Origin of the sequence: Natribacillus halophilus, from assembly GCF_900100185.1 — a bacterium.
Classification (GTDB): domain Bacteria; phylum Bacillota; class Bacilli; order Bacillales; family Marinococcaceae; genus Natribacillus; species Natribacillus halophilus.
The window spans coordinates 21,642-41,262 of the sequence record NZ_FNEN01000022.1 but is presented as its reverse complement, the minus strand read 5'-3'; the positions used below and the strand labels follow the sequence as shown (position 1 = coordinate 41,262).

Sequence of the window (19,621 nt, the reverse complement as noted above, 5' to 3'; positions counted from 1 at the left end):
CCAAACACTTCGCTTTGAATGGCAGGAAAAGGCGTTATACATTGAGATTGAAGGCAAAGCAGAACATGTCCTTGGAGATGCGAATCTTCTTTATCAAGTATGGACGAATCTGGTGACGAACGCCATCAAATTCAGTGATAATGGTGGTGACATCGTGATCACCATCCAAAGAGAAGGCCATTTAATCAACGTTGGTGTTGAAGGTAGTGGCATTGGCATGGAATCCTCAGAGGTTGAGAGAATTTTTGACCGTTTCTATAAGGGAGATCAGGCACGCACCCCTGGAAAAGGGAGTACAGGACTGGGACTCGCGATCGTGAAAAAGATTATCAACCTCCACGATGGAAAGGTCGAAGCTGAAAGCAAACCGGGAGTCGGAACAAAAGTGAACATACGCTTAAAATCCGCAAATTAAGCAATGGTCTTCTACCCGTTCAGCTTCGTTTTCTTTATTTTGAAAGAAAAATTATTCAGCGAAGGGCGCTTTAATGGAATAAGCACTTTACTATAAAGGTCGTTATTAGAAACAGCTGCATTTTTCAATGGAGGAATGCAGCTACGATTTGCATGTAAAAATACTTGATTTTCACTCAATACCCTATAACTGCTTGATGAATGGACCCTGAAATACACGGGGTGATGAGCCGATATCCCAGATTTCGAGGGGGCGACATCCAAAGCATTCATTTTGGTAGATATGGATATGCCGTTCAAAACTGAATCCCTATGAATGATAGGCTTAAGACAAATGTTGAGCCATTCTCTTATCATTCGACATCAAGCGGATAAAGGAATGCCCGATTCATCATTACTGGCTATTGATTTCCACAACTTTTGAGCTTATCGGTGTCGTATAAACGCTCCGATCCATTCCTAACAAACCGAGGATTCGGTCCAACTGTGGCTCTTGGTTGTCCGGAAACAACCGTCGGAGTTGACCGCCGATCTCCATGTGAACAATATCGACGGTATCCAGCAGTTCCAAGTCCGATAAAAATTCATGTTGTCTGCCAGTTTTAATTCCTTTTAATCTCGTTGACCGACCTAAAGAAGAAACGTCTTGAACTTTTAGCCATGGCCGATATTCAGCCCCACTCCCAGTTCCACGACCTTCTTTAATCCACTTATCGACTTCAGATGTTCTTTTTCTTTTCGACATAAAAAACACCCCTTTAGATAATCATATCTAAAGGAGCAAAACGGTGTAACTTTTTTATAAACGGTACGACTTTATTTTAAATCCACACCGATCTTTTCCCTCTTATATCCCCTACTCCACCGTCACGCTCTTCGCGAGGTTCCTCGGCTTATCAACGTCGCACCCGTGGTGCAGGGCAGCATAGTAGGAAATCAACTGCAGCGGCACCACAGATACGAGCGGTGTCAAGTACGGGTGTACACTCGGAATGACGACTTGATCGTCTTCGCGGTGGCAGCCTTCCATACTCACCACGCACGGATGGGCGCCGCGGGCGACAACTTCCTGTAAGTTCCCGCGGGTGTTCAATTCTACATTTTCCTGGGTGACCACCGCGATCACGGGCGTTCCGTCTTCGATCAGCGCGATCGTTCCGTGTTTCAGCTCTCCCCCTGCGAAGCCTTCTGCCTGGATATAGGAGATTTCCTTTAATTTCAGCGCGCCTTCCTGAACGACGTGATAGTCGAAGGAGCGACCGATGAAAAAGGCGTTGCGGGTTTCAAATAAATAATCACGGGCGATTTGTTCCATATCATCTTTTGCATCACAGAGCACTTCCATAGCGTTCGCGGCGATGCTGAGCTCATAAATCGCATCGAACTCCGTATCTCCGAAAGCGGCACGGGCACTGTCCATGGCCAGCACTGCCAACACCGCCATTTGGGCCGTATAGGCTTTCGTGGAGGCCACCGCAATTTCCGGCCCGGCATACGTGTGCAGCGTATAATCCGCTTCGCGGGAAAGCGTGGATCCCGGCACGTTTGTAATCGTAAGAGACGGGTGTCCGGCTTCCTTAACATTTACGAGCACACCACGGCAATCGGCGGTTTCGCCGCTTTGGGAGATAAAAATAAAGAGCGGGTTTCGGGACAGTAAAGGTTGGTTGTAAAGAAATTCACTGGCGATATGCACTTCCGTCGGTTTGCCGGCGGCTTTTTCCATCATTTCTTTTCCGACGAGACCGGCATGATAACTCGTTCCGGCTGCGATGATATACAGTCGGTCAGCACCGTTTAACGCTGCCCGAATATCATCGGAAAGCTTAATCTCATTGTCATCATCCTGATATTTTTGAATGATGTTGCGGATGACGAACGGCTGCTCATCGATTTCCTTGAGCATGTAATGGGCATACGTCCCTTTTTCCATATCACTTTCATCGAGTTCAGCGGTGAAGGTTTCCCGTTCAATGACATGACCTTCAAGGTCTTGAATCCAAATCCCGTTACGTGTAACGGTGACAACCTCTTCATCCATAAGTTCGACGAATGTCTTCGTAATGTGCAGCATCGCCATAGAATCAGACGCGATGACGTTGGCATCTTCTGCCATACCGACAAGGAGCGGGCTTTTATTTTTCCCGACATAAATACGGTCATCAGCTTCCCCGTCAAGTAACGCGATGGCATAGGAACCCTTTAAGAGCGATAAAACCCGCCGAAAGGCAATATCGACCTCTTCCCCCTCATCGACAAAACGCTCAATCATCTGGATAACGACTTCCGTATCTGTATCACTCTCGAGTTCGACATCGGAAAGATAATCCGCTTTGAGGCTTTCAAAATTCTCAATAACCCCATTATGAACAAGGGTGAAACGCCGATTGGTACTCTGATGGGGGTGCGCGTTTCGGGCGCTCGGGGCCCCATGCGTCGCCCAACGTGTATGGCCGATTCCGGAGGTTCCCACTGGTTTGACCTCCTCGGCTTCCGCGCGCAGTGTCGCAATCCGTCCTTTTTCCTTAACGACCTGCACATCATCGCTTTCATCCACGATGGCGAGACCCGCCGAGTCATATCCGCGATATTCCAGCTTCTCAAGACCTTTTAGCAAAATATCCTTTACGTTCTCTGTCCCAATATATCCTACAATTCCACACATAACCTGATTCCTCCGTTTTAGCGGAGCAAGGCATGCTGCGAGCCGGGGCAGGCAACGTTCCTTGCCCCGCTCTTCATGGTGATAGCGATCAATGCCGAAGCGTTTGTGCGAAAAGTCGCCTCTTCGTTTTGGGCTCCGGCTTTCGGTTGTGATCTTATTCAACCGGGAGGTATCCGCCGATACAATCGATACACCTCCACCTCGTCAACTGTTTTCTTTTTCGTCCAAAACAGTCCGGGCGCTTGCTGGATGGGCGTGCCAATCCTCCTTTCTTTTTCTAAAATAAAGATCTTCTCGAAAGCGTTCATTCGTTCATGCCAAATTGCCGCTTAATGACCGCCCCGATCTCTTCAACATAGTCCTGGCAAAGGGTTTCTGTCTCCGCCTCCACCATGACACGTACGAGAGGCTCAGTGCCTGATGGACGCACGAGCACGCGTCCATTGCCCGCCATTTCGTTTTCCACTTTGGCAATGACCGCCTGAACGGCTTCATCTTCCTCTACAGCATTTTTGTCTACGACGCGAAAGTTCTCGAGACGTTGCGGGTATTTCTCAACATTAGCCGCAAGTTCCGATAAACTTTTTCCTTTCACTTTCATAATATTCACGAGTTGCAATGCTGTTAACAGACCATCGCCCGTCGTTACATATTCATAAAAAATAATGTGGCCCGATTGTTCTCCGCCTAAACTGTATTTACCTCGGACCATTTCTTCCATAACATATTTATCGCCCACGTCGGTCTTTTTTGCCACAATATCAACATCTTTAAGAGCCTTATATAATCCGAGGTTACTCATCACCGTGGTCACGACTGTGTTATGGACCAACAATCCCTCATCTTTCAGAAACCGGGCGCAAATGTAGAGAATTTTATCACCGTCAACGATTTTGCCCTTTTCATCAACCGCGATGAGTCTGTCAGCGTCTCCATCAAAGGCCAAGCCAATATCAGCTTGTTTTTCCTTTACAAGATTCACAAGTTGATCCGGTTTGGTGGACCCAACATTCACATTGATGTTCGTACCATCAGGGCTGCTGCCGATCGTTGAAATGTCAGCTTCCAGATCGGCAAATAACCTCGGGGCAACAGAAGACGCCGATCCATGGGCACAATCAAGCGCGACATGCAAACCTGTAAAATCCTCATCCACCGTTTGTTTCAGAAATTGAATGTACTTCTGGACGCCCTCATAATAACTACCGACACGTCCAATCTCAACCCCTGTTGGACGAGGCATTTCCGTTTCCATTTCAATCAGACGTTCGATTTCTGTCTCTTGCTCACTGGACCATTTAAAACCGTCAGCGCCGAAGAATTTTATACCGTTATCCTCTACAGGGTTATGAGAAGCCGAGATCATAATACCTGCATCGGCACTGACTGCTTTTGTAAGGTAGGCGACACCGGGGGTCGTGATAATTCCCAGGCGCATGACCTCTACACCAATCGAAAGGAGTCCTGCCACAAGGGAACCTTCCAACATTTCCCCGGAAACCCGTGTATCACGGCCTATCATCACTTTCGGCGTCTTATCGTCCTGTGTCAGTACATGTCCACCTGCACGCCCGAGCTTAAAGGCAAGCTCGGGTGTAAGTTCGGTATTTGCTACACCCCTTACGCCATCTGTGCCAAAGTACTTACCCATATTGTATCTCTCCTTCTGGCTACCCCTGTCATAGAGGTTGTTCAAAAATTCCCGTCAACAATGATCACGGACGAAAACCGAGGGATGACCATAAATCCTGAATGAGGCTATTCATCCGTTTCAGGATTCGTTATTTCCACTTCCAGAGATTCATTCTCCGGTTGATACATAAATCCATCCGGCCCTTCCACATGCACGGGCAATTCATATGGAGCATCCTCTGCGTCATCAACGTTTTCTATTTCATCCGGCTCTTCGTCGGCTAGCTCTTCATCCAATTCTTCATAATCGATATACAGACGCACATCTTCTTCGTTAAAGTCATCCATTTCTTCTTCGTTTCCTTGAACGGTGACATCGAACTCTTCGTCATCAGTCACGTCCGGAACACTTACCTCAACGTCATCCGGAACATTGTCAACTTCCAGGGGCACTTCCAACGTCTGGGTCGCTTCCTCCCCATCTTCCTCATCTTCTACCTCTGCATTGACGTTAATCGTCTCAGGCTGCACCTGATCCACACCCTCGGGCATTGTAACATCCAAATCGAAAGATTCACTTTCGGTAAGCGCACTCAAATCAATAGGCTCCGTTTCAACAGCTTCGATGTTCTCAATGTTTGCCAAATCACCATAGATCGTAACATTCTCCGGATTGGAGGACAGACTAACGATTTCCAGGTCCTCATCAACTGTCCCTTCCGTAAGTACTTCCACAGGCACTTCTGCAGAGGGGGGGGTGATGGGAATAATGACATCTACGGTACCCGGTTCGGCAGCAAGATCCAACACTTCTCCATAAGGACCATATACCGACACCTCTACACTCTCTTCGATCGTTGCCTCTGCTTCGCCGACGTCAATGTAGGCTTGTAAGGCATCAATATCTTCCAATTGTGACGGGGGCCCTTGTACGTCAACCTCCGAAGGGGTGACTTCCGGTTCCCCGATCGTGTAACCCTCATCCATGGCGCCTTCGTTCATAAACTCAACTTCCACGGGCAACGATACCGTTTCCCGCTCCTCCAGGGTCACCTGCACCGACTCCGGTTCAGGTGTTATATTAATGCCGGCAGGAAAGTCGCTATATTCAACATTGACATTGTGCACACCCGGCCCCAGACCTTCAAGATCAACATACACTTCATAATTGGGGTCGGTAACCTGAAAAAGATTCAATGCGCTTTGCGTCCCGGAAAGTTGCAAATCCACCGTATCTTCCATCTCCACAATCGCGTACTGATCATCATCATAATAAACTTCAAGCTGCTCATCTTCAACCGTGAGCTGCTCTGAGTTCGCCGCCGGAAAAACCCCCGGTTGATTCCCCATATCATCCATATTGACCATCAAAAAAAGCATCGTCGCAATAACGAGAGAAACAAAACGTAAAAACCATCGGTTATTGAAGAGCTTATCCATTTTTACGCCCTCCCCACTGCCAACGCTGACTTGTTTTCACATTTTTTAACAGTTGATTTTCCAGCATTTTCCGAACGCGTTCATCTTCAATATCTCGATGAATCTCACCATTTTTCGTTACCGAAATCTCCCCTGTTTCCTCAGATACCACGATCGTCAGTGCATCGGTTACTTCACTCACACCGATGGCTGCGCGGTGGCGGGTTCCCAACTCCTTGGAGATAAATGGATTTTCGGAAAGAGGCAAGTAACAGGCCGCGGCACTCAATATATTATTATTGATAATAACAGCACCGTCATGGAGGGGTGCATTCGGAATGAAAATGTTGATGAGCAGCTCGGAAGAAATGTGTGCTCGAATCGGAATCCCCGTTTCGATGTAATCATCCATGCCTGTTTCATCCTCGATGGATATTAAGGCGCCTATTCTTCTTTTGGCCATATATCTTAGTGACGTCATCAACGCATCGATCGTATTGACAGATTTCTTTTCTTCAGGTGTAGGCCCTCTGCCAAACAGACGGCCGCGCCCCAATTGCTCAAGCGCGCGCCTCATTTCCGGTTGAAAAATGATGATAATGGCAAGGACACCGTATGTAACAACGAGGTTCATGAGAAACTGCATCGTTTGCAAGCCAAAGAAACTGCTGAGAAACCAGGCAGCCAGGATGACCGTTATTCCCTTGACCAATTGTACGGCTCTCGTCCCGCGAATAATGGTAATAACTTTATATACGACAAACGCTACCAATAAAATATCAACGATTCTCGTTAGCCACGTTATGAACTCCTCACCAAACATTTTGTTTCCTCCCAATAGGAATTGAAACCGAGAAACCTCGAGAGGTCAGCGTTCCTATTATAACACAATCAAGGGTATTAAGGACATTATACCCTTGCCCTCCGCTTCAATATCCCCTTCACATAAATTTCCACCGGGATTAACACCCTCACTATATATATCGATATCAAACGAGATTTGTTACAAGAACTTCATTTAAAAAAACCGCATAAAGTGTGAAAATATGTGAGCATAAAAAAAGCAAAACCTGCTGTTTTGCCATGTCAGTCTTGAATATGGAGCGGGTGATGGGAATCGAACCCACGTTATCAGCTTGGAAGGCTGAAGTTTTACCATTAAACTACACCCGCGAAATATGTAAATGATTGGAGCGGGAGACGGGATTCGAACCCGCGACCCCCACCTTGGCAAGGTGGTGTTCTACCACTGAACTACTCCCGCGTATATCAAGGATGGTGGAGGAGGACGGATTCGAACCGCCGAACTCAGAGAGAGCGGATTTACAGTCCGCCGCGTTTGGCCAACTTCGCTACTCCTCCCGCTTGGATGTTAGAGGTTAGAGTTCGATGAGTTTTAGTCCAACTTCCAACCTCTCACTTCTAATTTCCAGAAAGAATGGTGACCCGTGCGGGATTCGAACCCGCGTTACCGCCGTGAAAGGGCGGTGTCTTAACCCCTTGACCAACGGGCCACAAGTGCTTACCGCTGTAAGCTGACAAGTTATATTATATGAGTCTGAAAGCAAAAATGCAAGTAGATGAGCGTAACTTTTTTAGCAAAGGTCATCGGGAGGATCGACACCGTCGACGAAATAAAAAACTGTGATGCTCTCCTCATACTTTCGGAAATTGGCGATAATGAAAGGCCACATAACGTACCACGTCATTGTCATCCCTTATAAAACGCACATACTCATTTTCGCCTCTGACGTTGATCAGAAAACCATCTTCACCCGTGGGGGTAGCTTCATACGTGTCATCCTGATATTGGATCAGCAATGTCTCGCCCTCTAACCACGCTGCTAAATTCATCCCTTCAAGTGACCGATAAGTTCCTTCATAGTCTTTCAACATTTCAACCTTGACAGATAAAGCTGGAGGATGAGAAACATGCGTTTCTTCAGGATGACGGCCCTCGTGAACATTCAACCCGCCGTGCAAAATTTTGCCGGCAGGTACGCCTGCCAAATTGGTCAATACCACTCCCGCGAGTTTTCTTTCGGGAACCATCGCCATAAGGGATGAGATTGCTTTCAGGCTGCCCCCATGTTCCACTAGTTTTTGTCCGTAGTAATCGGGAGTGATCATCAACCCATAGCCATAATATTTTCCCGGTTCCATTTTCACGTGCGGTGTCATCATAGCTTTTACACTTTCAGCTGTTAAAAGACGTTTCCCCGCGCTTTCTCCGCCATTCAGATAAACTTCCGTATAGCGAAGCATATCATCGAGTGATGATTTCAACCCGCCTGTGCCCCGCATGGCCGGTGCGTCCCACCATATTGGCGCAGGATAAACCTCAGTGCGTTTTGCATACAGCATCGTCAATTCGAAAGACGGCTCCGGGAAAAAAGAAGTATGGATCATGCCCAGAGGTTGTAAAATATGTTCATCCACATAAGATTCATAGGATTGACCGCTCGCCTTTTCAATAATCGCTCCGAGCAAACTGTAACAATCATTGGAATAACTGAATACTTCTCCAGGTTTTCCTAACAATTCAGCATCTAGGGACGCGATATAATCGAGCAATTGCGCGTATGTATCAATCGGCTCCCGGTCTACATGTTCCAGTTTCACGCCGGGATAATCCTGAAAGGAGGGATCCTGATCAAAGCTTCGTTTATTCGCAGCCATGATTGAGTCGAGCGGCGGGAGGCCGGATGTGTGCGTCATGAAGTGGTGGATCGTCGCTTCTTTAATTTTAAACGCAGGTAAATATTGTTGTACCGGATCATGGATATGGAGTTTTCCTTGTTCATGCAGTTGCATGATCGCCATACACGTAAATGATTTCGTAATCGAAGCAAGGCCAAAGACGGTCGACGAAGTGACTGGGAGGTCTTCTTCCTTGTCCCGATAACCAAAACCCTTTTCATAGGCACGTCGGCCTTTATGATTAATACCAACCGCTACCCCCGGAATTTGATAGTCTGAAATGATATCTTCGGCAAATGATGCAAATAATCGCTGATCCACGAAGATCTCCCCTTTTTATTCACTTATCATACTTTCGTGAAAAATTCGAATGGATTCTTTTTATGTTACCATTTTTCAGACCACTTGCCTATAGCTCTTATGTGAGCGCCCACAAAAGAAATCATCACGGGAGACATTTCTTGCAAATATAAATAAGCTGCAAACAACCCCGGTCACGTTCCAACAGGCGCGGTTGGAGTACTTTTTCGATACGATCAACGCTTTTCACATTCCAACGCATCTTTCGTTTCAATTTTGCCGAATAACGTTTGAGAAATAGAGATGCAGGAAATAGCTAAGCAAATCTCCCGGAAAGGAACGGTGTAGATCATGATCCGAACGATCCTAATGATTATCGGTTTGATTGTAGTAATTAGTATTGTTTTAAGTTTCTTGTAAGCCGTACAAAAAACTGCCCTACCTACGCGGAGGGCAGTACTTCTTTTATCTTTTGTTCCCTTGTTTGCCGCCTTTGCTACCCCCTTGCAACGAAAAAAGGTTGGTGTCGACGGAGAATGTTAACTGTTCGCGGTTTCGTTCCCGCTTGAGGGCAAGCTGGATCATTTCATGTACGAGCGTAGTGAAATCCTTGCCGGCCGGCTCCCATAAGTAAAATGAAAGGGATCCGGGGATCGTGTTGATCTCGTTGATGTAAACCTTATCTTCATTTTGGTCGATCATTAAATCGACGCGGGCCACACCGCTGCAGCCGAGCACGCGGAAGGTGTCCTTGGCGAGGCTCCGGATTTCCGCTGCCATTGCCTCCGAGACGGGGGCCGGGATAACGCGGTCGGTATTTTCCATACCGCCGCCTCCTTTGGCCCCTGCGCTTTCACCCTTGCCGCCGGAACCTCCCTGGTATTTATCGGCGTAACTCAGGATGTCTTCCGTTTTTAATACTTCTTCCAGCTCGGACGCCTCGGCCTCTTCGGCATCCCCGAGTACCGAACAATTAACTTCGGTTAAATCCGATATCAGCGGTTCCACGACAAGTTTGGAAGCAAATGCAAAAGCTTCTTCCACGACCTCCGCAAGCGAATCCCGGTTTCGCGCGATGTCAATACCCACGCTTGAGCCGAGATTCGCCGGTTTCACGATCACCGGATAGCCGAGCTTTTCATCGATGTGATTTTGCCATTCTTCTTGCTGCCCAGCCCATTGGTGTTGATAAAACCAGACATCGTCAAGGACCGGTACGGCCTGGTCCCTGAGCATCTGTTTCATGGTGATTTTATCCATGCCCGCTGCCGAAGCGGCGACATCACAGCCGGCGTAAGGGATATTCAATACTTCAAAAAAACCCTGGAGTACGCCATCTTCACCAAACGTTCCGTGCAAGACGGGGAAGGCGACGTCAATGTGCGCGACTTCTCTTTTCCCGAACCTCGGAACTGGTTTTTTTTGTAAGTCCACGCCGCCATTTTCTGCAGCAACGGGAGTGACCGGTTGGGCTTCCTGTAACAAACGATCGAGATCCTTGTAGGCTTCTATATCCAACAATGACTCTCCCGTGTACCATGTGCGATCTTTCGCCATATAGACGGGGACCGGTTCGTAGCGCTCTTCATCCATGGCCTCTATCGCCTGTAAGCCAGAAATGACAGACACCTCATGCTCAACGGAAATTCCCCCGAAAAAAACACCTACTTTTGTTTTTATCATGCGTATCCCCCTACTATTCATTAAACGTCTATTCATTGAATGTGTCTGGCAAGTCGTTTTCCAAGAGAACGACGGAAGGTTCGGCTGCTGTGATTTCACGCATTTTCTGCAAAGCATCCTGTAAATCTGCGGCTACATAATAGCTTGACGCGGGGTACTGGGCTTCCGTTAAGCCATCCTGCAGTGGGCGGGTCTGTTTTTTGCCGACCAAAATAATAAAGTCACAGACTTCGGCGGCTTGCTGGGCGAAGGTTTTATTGCGTTCATATTCCTGTTCGCCAAGCTCGATCATGCCCGGTGTTACAAGCACTTTCTTTTCCGGCATGTCCCCGAGTACTTCAACGGCCATCTTTGCTCCGGTCGGGTTGGAGTTGAAACTGTCATCTACGATCGTCAGTTGTTCACTCGACTTTTTCAGTTCCAGGCGATGCGGGATCGGTTTTACCCCTTTGATCGCCCGGGCGATTTTCTCAAGCGGAATATGCTTTTCGGAGCCAATCGCAATGGCCGCGAGGATATTATAGATGTTATGCCGCCCCAGTAGTTTCGTCTCGATCGTGACGCTCGTTCCGTCATATTTCAAGACTGTAAACGTCGTCCCCCTGGAAGAGTACGCGATATTCGTCGCCCGATAATGAAGCTCGTCGGCGTCGATCCCGTAGTACATCGTGCGGCAATTGTTCGCTTGCGGATAAGCGCGGATGTTTTCATCATCCTTGTTGAGAAATGCTGTGCCGTCATTGGGCAATGTTTCCACGAGTTCAAACTTCGTTTTCTTGATGGTGTCCAGAGTTTTGAACGTTTCCAGGTGCTGCTCACCGATCGCGGTAATAATCCCGTACTTTTGATTCACAAGTTCGCAAATGGCCTCTATATCATGTTCCTGCTTCGCGCCCATCTCGGCAACCAACAATTCGTGATATGGTTTCAGTTGCTCACGGATCGTTCTCGTCACGCCCATTTTTGTATTGTAACTTTCCGGTGTCATCAAAACGTTATATTCGCTCGCCAGGACGTCTTTTAAAATATGCTTGGTGCTCGTTTTTCCGTAACTGCCGGTAACCCCGATCACTTCCAGATCCGGCATTGAACGTACCTTTTTCTCGGCATCATGAAAATAATGCTGATTGATCTGTGATTCAATCGGGAAATTGATGACGTTCGCCGCCATCACGATAAAATAGGAGAAAAGTGTCGCCAGAATCAGCAGCAACAACATCCAGGCAAACGCATCCACCCCGATCCACAAGGCAGCGGCCAGGACGATGGCGTAGAGCACTGCCGTCGTCGTAAATATCCGCTTCACCCTTGGCGTGATGACGAGTTTCTTTTTCTCCGCGGTCTTCGGACGAGTCAGGATGAGTAAAACATAGACAGCCGCCGCCCCCGCCGCGGCCACCCAAAACCACCCGTCCAGTAACAATAAGATAAAAGGCAGGACCGCCCATAGGTCGCGAAGATAAAACGCTCGCCCGGGCTGTTCTTTCATCCAGCGAAAATAACGTTCCGTACGATAAGCATTGAGCTGTAACATATGCACATGTTTTCTAACGCGAAAAACGTTATATACAGCCCAAGCGGCCATTATGACAAGAATGACTAGACTACTCATGAGATGCGCGGGCCTCCTTGTCTTTATCAAGAAAATGATTAACGATAATCAAAAATTCCTGAAGGTTGTCAAGGTAAGCATAGTGCCCTGCTCCTTTAAGGACGACCAGACCGGCGTCGGCAATCATCTCTTCCATCAGTCGGCCGTCAGATACCGGGGTTGCCTCGTCGTGCTCACCCCACACAAGTAATGTAGGCACGGTTATGTTCGGTAAATAATGCCGTAGATCTTCATTCACAACTTTTACAAGGGTTTGCTGCATGACGCCTGATACATTCTGGTAATCGGTGGATCCCAATTTCTTTTTCACTTTCGTGAGGATATCATCCTTGCGTGACTTCAAACCCGGTAAATTCAATGCCGCTTTGCTCGTTTTATATGTGTACACCTTAACTTGATTCTTTAATTTCCGCTTCGGTTTAATCCCGGCACTGTCCACTAGAATAACTTTATGAACGTCCCGGTCTGAGGCATAGCGAATCGACACCCGGCCTCCGAATGAATGTCCAATCAGGATCGGGCGTTCAATCCCATTTTCTTTTATAAATTGTTCCAACATATTTGTATAATCGTCCACATTCCATGAATCGTCCGGTTCAGGGCTTTTCCCAAACCCAGGGAAATCAAGGGACCATACCCGGAAGTGCTGTTCAAGATGACGGTGAACCGGCGCGAAGGTATCGATGTTTGCCCCCCAGCCATGCAGGAGGATGACATCTTTCCCCTCACCCGAACAATGGTAGTGAACCTGCCCCCCATTAATTTCTGCAAACACGTTATACGCCCCATTCTTATCTTATAAAACAATCATGTCATATCATATCATAAATCGTGGCGCGTGCAGACACAAATTTTGCAGTATATTTTCATGGATATGAACGAATACCCTGGCATATGTGATGAACAGAGGGGGATTCGTGAGGCACATCCAGAAATGGGCTCGAGTTGGCGACCTAACGACCACTCATTTCAGCCGTTCTTCCCTAGTTCGGTGTTTGTTCCTCCTGCTGCAAGTGCGTAGCCGCTTCTTCATCGGCGATCACAGTAACAGCCGGGTGCTTTTGCAAAACGGTGGCGGGAAACGAGGTCGTCATTTCCCGATAAATCATATCCCGGACGGCCTCGGCCTTATCCGTGCCTGAGACGAGAACGAGTACTTTGCGGGCGGATAAAATCGTTTGAATGCCCATCGTAATCGCTTGCCTGGGGACAGCACTTTTTTTCTCAAAATAACGCGCATTGGCCTCTCTCGTTTTTTCATCGAGGTCAACGATGTGGGTGGAGGATTCAAACGCGGTTCCCGGCTCGTTAAAACCGATATGCCCGTTGTGACCCAAGCCAAGTACCTGTAAGTCTATCCCACCTGCGTGTCGTAATCGTTCTTCGTAACGGTCGCACTCCGCTGCCAAATCCGTCGCGTTTCCGTCAGGCAAGTGTACATTTTTCTCGGATATGTCAACGTTATTAAACAAATGTTCATCCATATAGACGCGGTAACTGAGGGGATGATCCGCTGGTAACCCAATGTATTCATCCAGATTGAACGTCTTGATTTCCCGAAAAGAAAGCTGCTTATTTTTATATTGATCGACGAGGGCCGCGTACATCCCTTCAGGGGTTCCACCCGTAGCCAGTCCAAGGACACTGTCAGTCTTTTGCTTGATCTGCTCACCCACAAGTTCAGCCGCTTTTGCGCTTAATTCCCCGTAATGTTTACAAATCTGAATGTCCATTTTTTATCGCTCCTTATCCTGAAACGCCAATTGTCCGCGACACCATGTTTCTTCAACTTCAAGGGCTTCGTTGAGCAACACGATGTCCCCATCCTGATGAGGCTCGAGTGAGCCTTTTCGATCCGATATCCCTAACGCTTCCGCCTGATTCCCGGAAGTCATGGCCGCCAGTTCGGGCAACGTTGCATCCGTAAAGCTGCGCATATTGCGAAAGCAACCATCCATCGTTACGATACTGCTTGCCAGCGTCCCATCTGCGAGGGTGGCTTTTTCGCCCTGAACGGTCACTTCCTGGCCGCCTAAATCATAGGTGCCATCGTGAAGCCCTTTCGCCCTCATGCTGTCGGTAATGAGACAAAGGTTGCGATAGCCGCTGGCCCGATAAGCGGCGGCTACGGCCCCCGGAGAACTGTGCAAGCCATCAACGATAAGCTCGCTGTTAAGCTCATCTTTTGTAAAAGCCGCTCCGACGACACCCGGGTCGCGATGATGAAACCCGCGCATGCCATTATAAAGATGGGTTACGTGTTTCGCACCTGCTGCGATAGCCGCTTCCATTTCGTCATAGCTGGCATCGGAATGACCGATGGAGGGGATGACGCCTGTTTCGTTTAAATACGTCGTCAAGTCGGTGCCCCCCGCGAGTTCCGGCGCACAAGTGACAATTCTGATCCCATCGTCGGCTGCGTGCTGAAACGTTTTGTATATGTTGACATCGCCGTTTTTAATATGTTCCTCCGGCTGCGCCCCTTTTTTCTTTGCATTAATAAAAGGCCCTTCCAGATGAATGCCCAGCATTTCAGCTCCACCTGTCGCTTGCTTGGCGCGAAAGGATGCCGCTGCGTTTAGCGCCTCGTTGATGTTTTCTTCCTCCTGGGTGATCGTGGTCGCGAGATACGCTGTCGTCCCTTCCGAAGGAAGCGAGCTTTCGAGCGTTTCGAACACCTCGGGCGTGGCATCCATGACATCGACGCCGTACCCGCCATGAATATGAATATCGATAAAGCCGGGCACCGCCACTATATCTTCCCCATAACTCCGGCGCGGAATGTCCGGATAATCGGTCTCTTTTAAATCAGTCCCGACGGCGACGATCTTTTCATTTTCCAAAAAAATATAGCCATTGGCTAGCACTTTATGATTCGTTACCAGTTGCATTCCATGTAAAATAACGCTCGATTGGCTCGGCATTGTTCTCTTCCTTCCATCTTTTACTTAATCGTATCATGAGTTTTGATCGCGGGCTAGGCAATGACCTATACCGCATCCCCCGAAATGGGGATATTTTACAATCCGAGGGACGCGGCCTGACAAATTTTCATGGTTTGTTTCCGCCGCTACGTGGGAAAATATTTATGCAGGCAGAAATAAGGAGGTACACGATGATGAAAGTAGATGCTTTAAGAACGACCGATGGAAAAGTATTTAATTTCCGTTATGGTGATATCGAAGTAAAAGATAACGATGATTGGACGGCAACCTTTCAAGGTGTTGAAGAACAAAACCTGGTGTTTGACGCGGTGAGCTCAAAAACGCCCATGTATTTCGAATTTGAAGCCGAGGGCGGCCTATATGAAGGGCGCGCGATCGTCGCCGATGTGGACAGCGCTTCCAGAGAGAACATTGTGAAACTTGAAAGCGCCGGAAATCTGGAGAAAAAATAACGATCCTATTGCTTAACGTCGACAGCCTTGGCTCCGAGACGCTTACCGAACGAGCGGGCCGCGCGGGCCACTCGCTCCGCACGCGTTTTTGACCATTGCCGGGAAGGGTCTTCGTACAAGGTGATAGACAGGATTTCTTTTTTACGGTCAAAAAACGGATCGGCCCGCCCGACGAACTGATCGCCATGCAAAATCGGCAATGTATAGGGACCGTATCGCCTTTGGGATGGCGGAATATAGATCTCCCATCGATACGTGAACTCGAACAGATCTTCAACGCGCTCTCTTCGCCACAGCAAATTATCGAGGGGCGAGAGAAAAGAAACAGCGTCACGGGCGCGCTCATTTTTCTTTTCATATGCCATGAGCTCCTCGGCATCCTCTTGCAAAACCGTGTAGCGCCTGGTCACCCCCTCGATGTCCACGGGGATGAGGGCGCCATCTGCCAGCAGATCATCCACCCATGCCTTACGCTCCCTCGCTTTCATCCTTTGCCAGCCAAAGCGCGGATCCGTCTCATCGATGAGGCGATACGCGCGCAAATACTTATGCAGCAGACGACTGTTCGCTTCTTCTTCACTTATTGCTTCAGCTTCTTGCTGATATTGGGCGGGGATGACATCCCGGCTCAGTGCAAAATAACGCTCAGACCCTTGGCGGCGACAGACCTGGATGTCGCCTGCCTCGAATAACATCCGCAGCACGTGGCTTGTTTCTTTTGTCGTCGCGTTCGTCGGGTGATCCCAGGCACCGACAACTTTTTTTCCGGAGGCAAAAGCTTTGGACGGCAATGGCCCTCGGTTCGCTAATTCATTATAGATCGCATGATCGACATCTTTATACAGATGTCTTTTTTCTGCCCAGGCTTGCTTCGTTGCATTTCTTTTCGCTTTAAAAAGCGGGAAATCTTCCATGGGGATCAAACAAGCCGCGTTGGCAAAATATTCAAACGCCTGGCCCTCCGACAAATGTTGCTCCAAATCCGCCCGTGTATAGTTTTGCAGACGATTAAATAAAACGAGATGATGATTGCGCTCGATAATAGCGACCGGATCCAGCTGGATACATTCCAGCCGACGGAGGGCTGTCGTTATATCCGGACCGATATCTCCGTATTTATTCAGCCCGGCTTTTGCGAGCAAAAATTGCCGCGCACTTTTTTTGCTGACGTGTATCGCCTTCATGCCTTCTCCTTAGAGTGAATCTCCGACCAGCGGTGGCCCCAATGATTCGTCGGGCCTTGCCCTTTGCCGATGTTCAAGGGATTGGAGATGGCAGCCGTAATATATGCTTTTCCATCCTTCACCGCGTCATATAGAGTTTTTCCGTTCGCCAGTCCTGCCGTAATCACTGCCGCATACGTACAGCCGCTGCCATGGGTATGCTTCGTATCAAAGCGTTCCGCTGAAAATTTTTCAAACGTATCTCCATCATACAGGAAGTCGTCAGCCTCGCCTTCATAGTGCCCGCCCTTGATCAAGGCAGCGTTCGCCCCGTATTCTTCCACGAGCACTCGCCCGGCTTCTTTCATATCCTCGACCGTTTTGATCGTCTTGTTCGTCAAGGCCTCCGCTTCCGGCAAATTCGGGGTCACGACCGTTGCCAACGGGAGAAGCTCCTTTGCAACAGCTACTCGCGCATCTTCTGAAATGAGCGCATGCCCACTGGAAGCGATCATGACAGGATCAAGCACGTAATTGGCCACCCCGGCTTCTTTCATTTTACGGGCAGTGAGCGCCATCACTTCGGGGTTCGAAAGCATCCCCGATTTCACCGCGTCCGGCGGGATGTCTTCATAGACCGCATCGAACTGGCTTTCCACAAAATCGAGCTCGAGATCCACGAACGATTTCACCCCGAGCGTGTTCTGACTCACCACCGATGTAATCACGCTCATCCCATAGACACCGATTTCCTGGAACGTTTTCAAGTCTGCGTGGATGCCCGCACCCCCGCTTGGGTCCGTGCCTGCCACCGTTAACGCCTTTGCGATTTCTGTCATATTCATGTCCTCCTTCAGATTTATAAAAAACCACCCTCGGCGGCGGGGGTGGAGGCGAAAATGCAGACTGGTCCGTGCATTTATAAGCCACTTCCCTCCGCCGGTTTTTTCCGGATCAGGTTCAAAGGGTTAAAGCCATTCCTTTTCTCAGCGCTTTATGACCTTAAGCGCACCCCTAGTGGTATTTTCATTTTCTTTATCATATCATAATTGTGTATCGTTGTAGAATGGGAAAGCTGTGTTTTCATATGCTTTTTTACATTCGGAAAGCCCACCTCAAGCCAAAAAAATGGTAACATGAAGGGGATTTAGAAACGAAGGGGGGTTAATGATGGACCTTTTATCGATCGCCGTTGGTTTATTAATTTTCCTCAACATGATTTTTGCCGCCATTATAGTTTTTATGGAACGCCGTGATGTGCACGCGACGTGGGCATGGTTACTGATCCTCGTCTTCATTCCTTATCTCGGGTTCGTGCTCTACCTCGTTCTGGGACAAAATTTGACCCGGAAGCGTTTATTTCAATGGGAAGGCATTGAAAAAATCGGTTTAAAAGATTTGATACAAAAACAAAGGCACGATCTGGACCATAATCGTTTTGCTTTTAAAAGTGAAACATCAAAGAGCAACCGCAATTTGATTTCGATGCTCCTTAATAGCGATGGCGCGGTGTTAACCGAAGACAACGAAGTAGGGGTGTTCACAGATGGCGTTGATAAATTTTCACAACTACTGACGGATATCGCACAAGCGACCGACCATATCCATATGCAATATTACATATTTCGTAATGACACTCTCGGCAAGCGCGTGATCGATTTGCTTACCCAAAAAGCGCAAGAAGGGGTCATTGTTCGTGTACTTTATGATGACATGGGCTCTCGTAAGCTGTCCCGAAAACATTTTCAAGTCCTCACGGATGCCGGGGGTGAAGTCGGGGTATTTTTCCCCTCCCGCATTCCTTATATCAACTCGCGTCTCAATTACCGCAACCACCGAAAAATGGTGATTATTGACGGAGAAATCGCTTATACCGGCGGTTTTAACGTTGGCGATGAATATTTGGGGCGCAGTAAAAAAATGGGCTACTGGCGCGATAGCCATTTACGTTTACGGGGAGCCTCGGTGCGAGCGGTGCAGACTCGCTTTATCCTTGACTGGAACCAGGCTTCCAAGGACAAGACGATTGATTATGAACCACACTATTTTCCGGAAATGATAGATCCCCCCAAGAACGGCATCAGTACACAAATCGTCTCCAGCGGACCGGATGCCGAATGGGAAGATATTAAAAACGGCTATATTAAAATGATCGCTTCCGCGCGGGAGTCTGTATACATTCAGACCCCTTATTTTATTCCGGATGCCAGCCTGCTTGATGCCTTGCGCATCGCCGCCCTTGCCGGCAAAGATGTACGTATCATGATTCCGAATAAGCCGGATCATATTTTCGTCTATTGGGCGACCTATGCCCACATGGGTGAATTACTCAAGGCGGGGGCCCGTTTTTACATTTACGACGGCGGCTTTATCCACGCGAAGATGATTGTCGTCGATGACAGCATCAGCTCGATTGGCACCGCGAATATTGATGTGCGCAGTTTCCGCCTCAATTTCGAAATGAACGTCTTCATGTATGACCGGGCCATGGGGGAAAAATTAGCCGCTATTTTTGAAGAGGACCAGGAAATCTCTTCGGAAATGACCCAACAACGTTACCAGGAACGCGGACTGTGGATTCGTTTCAAGGAATCGATTGCGAGGTTGTTGTCGCCGATTTTATAAAAACGTTCCTA

The 19,621-nt window shown here is 48.3% G+C and carries 15 protein-coding genes, 4 tRNA genes, 2 pseudogenes and 1 riboswitch; of the genes and pseudogenes, 3 read left to right on the top strand and 18 right to left on the bottom strand.

Annotated features, from left to right (window positions below):
• A partial coding sequence (locus tag BLS58_RS15675) for a sensor histidine kinase (protein WP_143018939.1) occupies positions 1-415 on the top strand: 415 nt, incomplete at its 5' end.
• 393 nt (positions 416-808) lie between these two features.
• Here BLS58_RS15675 and BLS58_RS18450 read toward each other — a convergent pair.
• The 16 genes and pseudogenes from BLS58_RS18450 to nagA all read right to left on the bottom strand — a co-directional run.
• Positions 809-985, bottom strand: a pseudogene (locus BLS58_RS18450) (IS1634 family transposase); the annotation flags it as partial.
• Positions 980-1,159: pseudogene (locus tag BLS58_RS18285) on the bottom strand (heteromeric transposase endonuclease subunit TnsA); the annotation flags it as partial. The pseudogenes BLS58_RS18285 and BLS58_RS18450, both read right to left, overlap by 6 nt.
• Positions 1,160-1,270: 111 nt before the next feature.
• A complete protein-coding gene (gene glmS, locus BLS58_RS15665; RefSeq protein WP_090399876.1) occupies positions 1,271-3,079 on the bottom strand; it encodes a glutamine--fructose-6-phosphate transaminase (isomerizing) in 1,809 nt (602 codons plus the stop codon).
• A gap of 304 nt (positions 3,080-3,383) precedes the next feature.
• Positions 3,384-4,730 (bottom strand): phosphoglucosamine mutase, encoded by a 1,347-nt coding sequence (gene glmM, locus BLS58_RS15660; protein ID WP_090399874.1) that lies wholly within the window; start codon positions 4,728-4,730, stop codon positions 3,384-3,386.
• 107 nt (positions 4,731-4,837) lie between these two features.
• Positions 4,838-6,151, bottom strand: a complete 1,314-nt coding sequence (locus BLS58_RS15655; RefSeq protein WP_090399873.1) for a CdaR family protein — start codon at positions 6,149-6,151, stop codon at positions 4,838-4,840.
• Complete coding sequence (gene cdaA, locus BLS58_RS15650; RefSeq protein WP_090399871.1) at positions 6,144-6,953, bottom strand: diadenylate cyclase CdaA; 810 nt, start codon at positions 6,951-6,953, stop codon at positions 6,144-6,146. The genes BLS58_RS15655 and cdaA overlap by 8 nt, the downstream gene beginning before the upstream one ends.
• A 276-nt stretch (positions 6,954-7,229) precedes the next feature.
• Positions 7,230-7,303 (bottom strand) — tRNA-Gly (locus BLS58_RS15645).
• Between the two features lie 16 nt (positions 7,304-7,319).
• Positions 7,320-7,394, bottom strand: a tRNA-Gly gene (locus tag BLS58_RS15640).
• Between the two features lie 12 nt (positions 7,395-7,406).
• A tRNA-Tyr gene (locus BLS58_RS15635) sits at positions 7,407-7,492 on the bottom strand.
• 77 nt (positions 7,493-7,569) lie between these two features.
• Positions 7,570-7,644, bottom strand: a tRNA-Glu gene (locus BLS58_RS15630).
• A gap of 142 nt (positions 7,645-7,786) precedes the next feature.
• Positions 7,787-9,151, bottom strand: coding sequence for a serine hydrolase domain-containing protein (locus tag BLS58_RS15625; RefSeq protein ID WP_090399868.1), 1,365 nt, complete (start codon positions 9,149-9,151; stop codon positions 7,787-7,789).
• A gap of 444 nt (positions 9,152-9,595) precedes the next feature.
• A complete protein-coding gene (locus tag BLS58_RS15620) occupies positions 9,596-10,810 on the bottom strand; it encodes a D-alanine--D-alanine ligase family protein (RefSeq protein ID WP_090399878.1) in 1,215 nt (404 codons plus the stop codon).
• A gap of 31 nt (positions 10,811-10,841) precedes the next feature.
• Complete coding sequence (locus BLS58_RS15615) at positions 10,842-12,425, bottom strand: Mur ligase family protein (RefSeq protein WP_090399867.1); 1,584 nt, start codon at positions 12,423-12,425, stop codon at positions 10,842-10,844.
• Positions 12,418-13,200, bottom strand: coding sequence for an alpha/beta fold hydrolase (locus BLS58_RS15610; protein ID WP_090399865.1), 783 nt, complete (start codon positions 13,198-13,200; stop codon positions 12,418-12,420). The genes BLS58_RS15615 and BLS58_RS15610 overlap by 8 nt, the downstream gene beginning before the upstream one ends.
• Before the next feature lie 208 nt (positions 13,201-13,408).
• Entirely contained in the window at positions 13,409-14,158 is a 750-nt protein-coding gene (gene nagB / locus BLS58_RS15605; protein ID WP_090399864.1) for a glucosamine-6-phosphate deaminase, read from the bottom strand.
• A 3-nt stretch (positions 14,159-14,161) separates the two neighbouring features.
• A complete protein-coding gene (gene nagA / locus BLS58_RS15600; protein ID WP_090399862.1) occupies positions 14,162-15,349 on the bottom strand; it encodes an N-acetylglucosamine-6-phosphate deacetylase in 1,188 nt (395 codons plus the stop codon).
• A gap of 191 nt (positions 15,350-15,540) precedes the next feature.
• On the opposite strand from nagA, the gene BLS58_RS15595 reads away from it, so the two are divergent.
• The gene (locus BLS58_RS15595; protein WP_090399860.1) at positions 15,541-15,822 is read left to right on the top strand and encodes a hypothetical protein; all 282 of its coding nucleotides are present in this window, start codon (positions 15,541-15,543) and stop codon (positions 15,820-15,822) included.
• Between the two features lie 5 nt (positions 15,823-15,827).
• Here the strand turns inward: BLS58_RS15595 and BLS58_RS15590 are convergent, their stop codons facing one another.
• Together BLS58_RS15590 and thiD are read right to left on the bottom strand one after the other, a co-directional pair.
• Positions 15,828-17,006: a DNA glycosylase AlkZ-like family protein gene (locus BLS58_RS15590; protein WP_090399858.1), complete on the bottom strand. Its 1,179-nt coding sequence runs from the start codon at positions 17,004-17,006 to the stop codon at positions 15,828-15,830.
• Complete coding sequence (gene thiD / locus BLS58_RS15585; protein WP_090399857.1) at positions 17,003-17,824, bottom strand: bifunctional hydroxymethylpyrimidine kinase/phosphomethylpyrimidine kinase; 822 nt, start codon at positions 17,822-17,824, stop codon at positions 17,003-17,005. The genes BLS58_RS15590 and thiD overlap by 4 nt, the downstream gene beginning before the upstream one ends.
• 75 nt (positions 17,825-17,899) lie before the next feature.
• A riboswitch (TPP riboswitch) is annotated at positions 17,900-18,011 on the bottom strand.
• Positions 18,012-18,155: 144 nt separating this feature from the next.
• Between thiD and cls the strand changes: the two genes are divergently transcribed.
• Positions 18,156-19,610: a cardiolipin synthase gene (gene cls / locus BLS58_RS15580; protein ID WP_090399855.1), complete on the top strand. Its 1,455-nt coding sequence runs from the start codon at positions 18,156-18,158 to the stop codon at positions 19,608-19,610.
• Positions 19,611-19,621: the final 11 nt, after the last annotated feature.